The following is a 5,259-nucleotide window of genomic DNA, read 5'->3' as shown; positions in this document are numbered from 1 at the left end:
CTCGCCTAGTGCTTGTAGTTCGCGTACTGCTGGCTGAGCTTCGGCGCGAGCAGCGCGCCAACGACGCTGAGCCCGGCGAAGATCACGAGCATGGTTGCGGCGGGCCACCAGGAGTCGCCCGACGCGGTCACCAGAGCGGTGGCGATGAGCGGCGTGAGCCCCGCGATCACGTTCGCGCCGTTGAAGCCGACGGCGACACCGGACAGCCGCACCCGCGCCGGGAACAGGCCGGTGAGCACCGGTCCGGCCGCGGCGAAGGAGTAGGTCAGGAGCGACACCGAGATCACGATGCCAATCGTGACGAGCACCGGGTTCGTGGTCTGAATCAGCATGAAGCAGGGGAAGGCGACGAGCGCGGTCAGGATCCCAGCGCCAACGATCACCTTGGTCGAGCCGTACTTCTGGCCCAAACGCCCGGCGTGCAGCACCGAGAGCAGCTGGAAGACCGAGCCGATCATCGTGGCCATCAGGATCATGTTTCGCTCAATGCCGAGCACGCGCGTGCCGTAGTTCATGACGAAGGTCGTGACGATGTAGAAGCCAGCGGTGCCGAGCATGACGGCGGCCACGCCGACGAGAAGCTGACGCCACGCGGTCGTGAACACCACCTTGAGCGGGGCCTTCTCGTTGTCACCGCTCTCCTTCATCTCGGTGAAGACGGGCGATTCCTGCATCTTGGCACGCATCCACAGCGCCACCAGCAGCAGCGGGATCGCGAGGATGAAGGGGATACGCCAGCCCCAGGAGTCGAAGCTGTCAGCGCTCAGGTAGTAGGTGAGCAGGAAGAAGCCACCGGAGGACATCATCGTGGCGATGGGCGAGCCCAGCTGCGGGATTGCGGCCATCCGGGCGCGCATCTTCAGCGGGGCGTTCTCGACCGCGAGGGTCATCGCGCCGGACCACTCACCGCCGATGAACAGGCCCTGCATGAGGCGCAGCACCACGAGGAAGAGCGGGGCCCAGACGCCGATGGAGGCGTAGTTGGGCAGCAGGCCGATGATGCCGGTGGCCACGCCGATGCCGACCACGGTGATCAGGAGCACCGATTTGCGACCGATACGGTCGCCGAGACGCCCGAAGAGCAGGCCGCCGAGGGGGCGGACGATGAAGCCGACCGCGAGCGTCGCGAAGGCGGCCATCGCGGCGACGGCCGGGTCCTCAGAGACGAAGTACTGCACGTTGAACACGAGGGCGGCCGCCGTGTTGAACAGGAAGAAGTCGTACCATTCCAGGACGTTGCCGACGAGCGCACCGATGGCGGCCTTTCGGGCCTCACGGGGCGTGATGACGTTGACGGTCGCGGTTTCACGCTCCGCCGAAGTTGTGTGTGACGTCGAACTCATGTCGGGCTCAGTCTCCTTCTCGGTGCTGTCGCTCGTCCTCGAGCGAAACAGGTCATGGACAGGTGCCGTTACCCGTCCTCATCGAGACTGCCAGCCCGGCCCCCTTCCGGCACTGGGCAAGTGTCGCCGACCTCCCACCCAACCGTGTGCACATGCCTAGCGGCTCCTGTGTCAGGCTTCCAGAGCAGGTATTGCCACAGCGTAAAGGAGCCGACATGGCCAAGATCACCATCACCGACCGGGGAGCCCTCGACCCCGCCGACGCCATTGCCTTCCTCGAGGGGCAGGGGCACGAGGTGACCCCCTTGGACACGATGGACCCGGCCGAGCTGCTGGCCCGCACCCCGGACGCGGACGGCATCATCGCGAGCTTCATCGAGCTCGACGCCGCCACCCTGCGCCAGCTCCCCCAGCTCAGGGTCATCGCCACCACCTCGGTCGGCTACAACAAGATCGACGTGGGCGTTGCTCGCGAGCTCGGCGTCGACGTCTGCAACATGCCCTCCGTCGCCAGCGAGGAGGTGGCAACGCATGCCGTCGCCGGAATGCTCTCGATGCTGCGCGAGCTGCGCGCCTCGGTGGAGCAGGTTGAGGCCGGCGCGTGGGACTACTCCGCGCTGCCGCTGCCGCCGCGCACGAGCGAGCTGACCCTCGGCCTGTTCAGCCTCGGGCGGATCGCCCGGAAGGTCGCCGAGCGCGCGCTGCCCTTCTTCGACCGCGTCGTGGCCTATGACCCCTTCGTCCCGGAGGACGGCTGGCAGGAGGGCGTCGAGCGGGTACACAGCGTCGACGAGCTCCTCGCCCAGTCGAACGTGATCAGCCTGCACGCGCTGCTGACGGACGAGACGCGGGGCTTCCTGAACGCCGAAAACCTCGCGAAGCTCCCCCGCGGGGCCTACGTCGTGAACGTCGCCCGCGGCGAACTCGTCGAGGACGCGGCGCTCGTGGCCGCCCTCGACAGCGGCCAGGTCCGCGGCGCGTTCTTTGACGTGCTCGACGAGGAGCCCCCCGGGGCCGAGCACCCGCTCGTCGCGCACCCGGCAGTACTCGTCACCCCGCACACCGCCTTCCGGAGCGCGGCAACCCTGCGGGAGTACTTCCAGATCCCAGCCGAGAACGTGACCCGCCTGCTCGCGGGCGAGGCCCCGCACACGCTCGTCAACTAGGGGCGAGCGCGAACACAGCGGGGCCCGGGGCGCGTGCGTCCCGGGCCCCGCGTCGCGTGTGCGGGCTCAGGCCCAGGCAAGCACCACGCGGGCGGCCTGAACGGGCACCGTCACGTCGATGCCGGTGAGGTCCGTGAAGCGGCGAAGCCGGTTCGTCATCGTGTTCCGGTGGCAAAACAGCTGGGCCGACGCGGCCTGCACGCTGCCGGTTTCCAGGAACACCCGCACGGAGGTTTCGATGCTCTCCCGCTCCGCGGGCCCGCACTCGGCGAGCCCGGCCTCGATCGTGAGGACCGGCTCCAGGAAGGTGCCAACGAGGCGCCCCCGCACGAGGTGGGGCCAGTCGTCAAAGGTCCGCCTCCGGCCCTCGCCCGGCAGCTTCGCGAGCTCGCCCGCGAGCCGGGTGCCGGACCAGACGTCGGCCAGGCCGGTGATGGTGATGAGCGCCCCCGCCTGGGATTCCCGCAGCGGACGCAGCTCCGCCCGGGTGCGCCAGGTGCTCTCTGGCGCGAGGACGAGGAGCATGCCGCCAAAGTAATACGAGGTGACCAGCGAGCGCAGCGCGTGGTCGCCGGTCAGCGCGTCCCGCAGCTTGGCGGCCTCGGAGCCAGCCGCCGCGATGAGCACGTAGGGCGACTCGAGCGGCAGGTCCAGGGCAGCCGCGATCTCGGCCACCCGGTCCGGCCGGGGCTCCTCGGCGTCCACGAGCTCCGAGACGAGCGCCCGCTGCGCCAGCTGCCGGGTGTCCGAGAGCAATTCCCGTTCGGCTATATATCCGTTGTGGGCCTGACGGGCGTAATCGTCCACCGTGCGCCAGACGAAGTCCGCGTGCCGGAGCAAGAGCTGGGCGTCGTTCGCGGAGGCGACCGCGACCAGGGCGTTCCAGAGCACCGCGTAGTCGATCCGGATCGCGGTCATCAGCGCGGCCCGGGAGACGCCGGCGCGCGCCCGCGAGGTGCCGACGTTGAAGGCGACCGTCTCGAGCTCCCGCCCGCTGCCCGCGCGCATCCGCTCGATGAGACCGAGGAAGGAGCCGTGCGCGGCCCGCGCGAGTTCCGCCTCGGAGACCTTGCCGTCCTGGTACTCCTCGACGTCGGCGATTCGACGGAGAAAGTCGAGGCTCAGCTCGTCCAGGTCGAGCATGCCGAGCAGTTCCAGCCAGCGGTCACGATCCTCGGGCTGCGGCGCGCTGGACAGCGGGGCGCTCCGGTCCTCGCCCGGGCGGGCGGCGCGCTGCGGCGCGTCCTCGGCTTCTGCGCTCACCACGGGAACCTCCGTCGGGGGACGATGTGCAAATACCCAGCATAGCTACGATTTTCAGCGGCGAATGCCCCGTGCATTGTGCAGACTGACCTGACAGGGTGGAGGATGAGGCGATGAGCAGTGCCCGCCCGCACCCCCGATCAACGAGGCTCCGCGGTCGGCTCCGCGCCGGGGCCACCCCCTCGGCGGCCCGCTCAGCCCGACCCGATCTGCCCCAGCCCCACCCCTGTTGAGAGGAACCCCCGATGTCTCAGTCGCGTTCAGTTGGCCACCTCATTGTCGATACGCTCGCCAATCACGGCGTGGAGCGGGTCTACTCGGTGCCCGGCGAGAGCTTCCTCGATGTGCTCGACGGCCTCTACGACTCCGACATCACGAACGTGGTGTGCCGCCAGGAGGGCGGGGTCGGCTTCATGGCGCTCGCCGAGGGACGCCTCACCGGCCGCCCCGGCGTCGCGATGGTGACCCGCGGGCCGGGTGCCGCGAACTTCTTCATCGCCGCCCACTGCGCCTACCAGGACGCCACCCCGCTCGTGTGCTTCATCGGGCTGGTGCCGATCGCGGACCGCCGCCGCGAGTCCTTCCAGGAGTTCAGCATCGATAGCTGGTTCGGTTCCACCGTGAAGCGCGTGCTCACGATCGAGTCCGCCGACCAGGCCGGGGACATCGTCGCCGAGGCCATGCACGTCGCCGCCTCTGGCCGGCCCGGCCCCGTCGTCGTCGGCCTCCCCGAGGATCTGCTCCGCGAGCTGACCGAGGCCCCGGCCCCCCGGGCCCGCGCGATTGCCGCACCCGCCCCCGGCGCCGCCGACCTGGACGCGCTCAAGCAGCGCCTGCTCGCGTCCGAGCGTCCCTTCCTCCTCGTGGGCGGCGACAACTTCTTTGGCGAGACGGGGCGCGAGCTGGCCGACTGGGCCCTCGCGAACCACATCCCGGTGGCCGCCGACTGGCGCAACTACGACGCCATCCCGAACGAGCACCCGGGCTACGTCGGCTGGCCGGGCTACGGCCGCCGCGACAGCATCGCCGAGGCGCTGCGCGCCGCCGACCTCTTCGTCGGCGTCGGCGCGGTCCGCTCGGACGTGATGAGCGAGGGTTACACGGCTGGTTTCGACGCCGAGACGGTGCTCGTCAGCACCGACGCCGAGCTCCTCCAGCACGCTGGACGGGTGGACCAGGTCATCACCGCCACCCCGGCCGGCTTCGTGGCCGCCCTCGCGGAGCTGGGCGACGTGACCGGTGCGCGCACGGGCGAGCGGGTCGCCGAGCTGCGCGCGAGCCAGGAGCGCTTCGCCGCCGAGATCGGCGGCGAGCGCCCCGCAACCGGCGCAGACCTGGAGCAGGTGTTCGCCGAGCTGGAGCGGCAGCTGAGCCCGGAGCGCGTGCTGACCTATGGCGCGGGCAACGCGACCATCTGGGGGCACCGCCAGATCACGCACCGCGTGCCGAACAGTCTCGTCGGCTCCCGCAACGGCGCGATGGGCATG

Annotated in this window: 4 protein-coding genes; 2 read left to right on the top strand and 2 right to left on the bottom strand. The window is 70.1% G+C overall.

The window, feature by feature from the left end:
• Window positions 1–5: 5 nt before the first annotated feature.
• Window positions 6–1,343, bottom strand: coding sequence for an MFS transporter (locus OOT08_RS09885; protein ID WP_325092480.1), 1,338 nt, complete (start codon window positions 1,341–1,343; stop codon window positions 6–8).
• Window positions 1,344–1,558: 215 nt separating this feature from the next.
• On the opposite strand from OOT08_RS09885, the gene OOT08_RS09880 reads away from it, so the two are divergent.
• Window positions 1,559–2,509: a C-terminal binding protein gene (locus tag OOT08_RS09880; RefSeq protein WP_325092478.1), complete on the top strand. Its 951-nt coding sequence runs from the start codon at window positions 1,559–1,561 to the stop codon at window positions 2,507–2,509.
• Window positions 2,510–2,575: 66 nt separating this feature from the next.
• Here the strand turns inward: OOT08_RS09880 and OOT08_RS09875 are convergent, their stop codons facing one another.
• Window positions 2,576–3,772: a PucR family transcriptional regulator gene (locus OOT08_RS09875; protein WP_325092477.1), complete on the bottom strand. Its 1,197-nt coding sequence runs from the start codon at window positions 3,770–3,772 to the stop codon at window positions 2,576–2,578.
• Between the two features lie 245 nt (window positions 3,773–4,017).
• On the opposite strand from OOT08_RS09875, the gene OOT08_RS09870 reads away from it, so the two are divergent.
• Window positions 4,018–5,259: thiamine pyrophosphate-binding protein (locus OOT08_RS09870; protein WP_325092476.1), on the top strand; the 1,242-nt coding region annotated here is incomplete at its 3' end.

The organism is Leucobacter sp. M11 (genome assembly GCF_035726885.1).
GTDB lineage: Bacteria > Actinomycetota > Actinomycetes > Actinomycetales > Microbacteriaceae > JAPFRB01.
The sequence above is the reverse complement of the archived record's forward strand: the minus strand, read 5'-3'. Positions and strand labels throughout refer to the sequence as shown.